Annotated in this window: 1 protein-coding gene and 1 pseudogene; one reads left to right on the forward strand and one right to left on the reverse strand. The window is 74.1% G+C overall.

The window, feature by feature from the left end; all coding sequences use genetic code 11:
* Nucleotides 1-70: 70 nt before the first annotated feature.
* Nucleotides 71-1597 (reverse strand): sporulation protein, encoded by a 1527-nt coding sequence (locus tag GT042_RS15725; RefSeq protein WP_161309338.1) that lies wholly within the window; start codon nt 1595-1597, stop codon nt 71-73.
* Nucleotides 1598-2230: 633 nt separating this feature from the next.
* Between GT042_RS15725 and GT042_RS15730 the strand changes: the two are divergent.
* Nucleotides 2231-3168 (forward strand): annotated as a pseudogene (locus tag GT042_RS15730) (asparagine synthase); the annotation flags it as partial.

Here is a 3168-nt window from a genome sequence, read left to right on the forward strand (position 1 = left end):
AAGGCGCGTACCGGCACCGGCGCGCGCACCGGCGCCAAGGCGCCCACCGCCCCCGAGACGTGCACCCGCGCTACGCCGGGGAGACCAGCAGCGGCCTGGCGCGCTCCCGCAGCTCCACCACGCGCGGCTCGTCGCCGTACGGCTCCAGGCGGTGCAGCAGATCCCGTACGTACTCCGTCGTCCTCGCCGACGAGATACGGCCCGCCACCTCCACCGCCCGGGTGCCCGCCGCACACGCCGCGTCGAGATTCCCCGACTCCAGCTCCGCCACCGCGCTCACCACGAGACGTAAACCGTGCGACCGTACGAACTCCTCCGTCGGCCGGGACAGCGCCTGCTCCGTGAACCGCCGCACCTGCCGCGGCGCCTTGAGATCGCGGTAGCACTCGGCGGCGTCGGCCGCGAACCGGTCGTACGAGTAGAAGCCCAGCCACGCCGGATCCGCGTCGCCGTCGCGCGAACGCTCCAGCCACCCCTCCGCCGCCTTCAGCGCCGCCCCGGCCGCCACCGCGTCGCCCGCCTTCGCGTGCGCCCGCGCCTCCACCAGCCGGAAGAAGCTCATCGTGCGCGCCGTCGCGAGCCCCCTGTTGCGCTCCAGCGCCGCCTGCGCCAGGTCCACGCCCTCGTCGGCGAAGCCCCGGTACGTCGCCTGGAGCGACATCGACGCCAGTACGTACCCCCCGAGCGGCACGTCGGCCGCCGCGCGCGCCAGCCGCAGCGCCTGGATGTAGTAGCGCTGTGCCGCCTCCTGCTGCCCGGTGTCGAAGGCCATCCAGCCGGCCAGCCTGGTCAGTTCGGCCGTCGCCCCGAAGAGGCCGCGGCCCACCTCGTCGCTGTACGCCCCCAGGAGCAGCGGCGCCGCGTCCACCCGCAGGCACTCGGGCACCATGGAGGAACGCCAGTCCCCGCCCCCGTACTTGGAGTCCCAGCGCCGGGCGTCGGACGCCGCCTCCCGGAGCTTGGCCACGTCGCTGTGGCCCACCCGCAACGGTGAGATCTCTCCCGCGGAGTCGCCGCCGGACCCGCCGCCGGGCGAGCCACCCGGCCCGCCCTGACCGGCCGACACGCCGTGCGCGCCAGGGCCGTTGTGCGCCCCTTGCGCGGCCCGCGCGACCGTCGGATCCCGGGCCACGGACGAGTCCGCGGGTGTTATCAGCCACCGCGACGCGGGGGTCGCGTAAGCGCTCACTGCGAAGGATCCGGCCAGCGACTGCCAGATCCCCCCGCTGCCCGCCCTGCGGCCCGCCAGGTCCAGCCGGTACAACTCCGTAGCGGAGCGCACCGCCTCGCCCACGTCGCGCGGGAAGGCGAGCCCGACCTCGGGGGCCGGATCCGCGTCGGCCAGGCCGATCTCGTGGAGTGGGACGGGGCGTCCCAGTTTCGCGCCGATGGCGGCGGCGATGAGATGGGGCGCGGCACCCTGCGGCACCATCCCCTTCGACACCCACCGCGCCACGGAGGTCTTGTCGTAGCGAAGGGTCAGCCCGCGCTGCGCCCCCAGGTCGTTGACCCGCCGGGCGAGGCCGGCGTTGCTGATTCCCGCGAGGGCGAGAACGGTTCCGAGCTTTTCGTTCGGCCCGCGTAGCTCCCTGGACATGCGCCACCCCTCGACACACAGACGGCCGCCACGTCGCGGCATAGGCGCGCGGCATTCGTAAACCCAGCGTAGTTCGCCACATCCCGACCGTTAAGGGGCGGACTTCCCTATGGCGGGATTGTTGTCCGTGCGGGAGTCCGCGCGTAAGACCCCGTCATGATGTTCGTGCTCCGGGTGTGTGGCCGTGCGCCCGGCCGTGCGCTCTTGGCCCCGGAGGAGCGGGAGCGCTTCCATGAGTCCTGCGTGGGTCGGCCCACTGCGTACTGGAACCAGTGGGCTGGGGGACACCGCCGCCCCAATCCCCGCGGGCGGTGGATCAGTCCGGGAGGCGGAAAACGCCTCCCGGACTGAACGTATGACGGCGTTTCGGAGCCGTGTCGAGCCCGGAGATTGGCTGAATGCTGCCTGTCTGCCGAGGGCTGTTTCCCGGCCATCCGGCCCATGCCAATGGCGCATTCGCATGTTCGCGCCTGTCGCGCGTCCGCCGCCCGGGGGCTACCCGCGGCCCCTCCTGTGTGCTGTTGTCGTGGCAGCATGTCCCCGAACGGCTCGGATCGGGCTAGGGTCCACGCTTCGGACCGAGCTGCCGGGACGGCCCTCGATGTGACTTGTCCACAGGCTGTGGAGGCGGCGATGCGCTGGTTGGTGGGGTGGAGCAGTATCGCCGCGCGTTTCGGAACGGCGGGCACGGCAGGGAGCGTCGACGGGTCCGTGGCCGGCGCGGTCGGCGGGTACGCGGGCGGCAACGGTACGGCGGGAGCCGTCGGGTTCGCCGACGGCGATGTCTCGGGGGGCGGTACGGGGGGCGGTACGGTCCACCCGGTCGGCTCCCAACTCCTGTGGGGCGACCCCGATCCGCTCTGGGCGGTGGGCGACTGGCGCCCCGACGAGGTACGGGTCGTCAGCATCGACGCCGTCAACCGCCTCGCGATCCTGGGCTGTTGCGGCGCCACCGACGAACAACTCCGCGTCGGGCTCTTCGCCGCGCGCGGCGGCGCCCTGCGCCATCTCACGGCCTGGCCCGGGAGTTACACCGCCGTCGCGCAGATCGGCCGCCGCATCACCGTCGTCGGCGACCTGGCCGGCGCCCGGCCCGTCTTCTACACGCCCTGGGCGGCCGGCACCGCGTACGCCACCGCCGCCCTGCCCCTCGCCGACCTCATCGAGGCACAACTCGACATCGGCTACCTCGCGGCGCTCCTCGCCTGCCCGGAGAGCCCGGAGGCGCTGCGCGACGCCACGCCGTACGACGGGGTCAAACGCATCCCGCCGGGGCACGCCCTGATCCTGCGCGAGGGGTCCCGCGAGATCACCGGGTACGAACAGGTCGCGTCCCTCGCCGTCGCCGCGCCCCAACTCGACCCCGACCGGGCCGTCGAAGGCGTCCGGGACGCGCTCGTGGAAGCCGTACGGGCGCGGCTCACGGCCCCGCGCCACGCCCCCGAGACCCTGCCGCCGGACCCCGGGCCCGTCCCCGGCATGGGGCCCGCCGAACGGCGCGCCGCCCGCGGGGCGCCGGTCCCCGGCATCGGCGCCGACCTGTCGGGCGGCAGCGCGTCCGGGACCCTCGC

It is taken from the genome of Streptomyces sp. SID3212 (assembly GCF_009865405.1).
Taxonomy (GTDB): domain Bacteria; phylum Actinomycetota; class Actinomycetes; order Streptomycetales; family Streptomycetaceae; genus Streptomyces.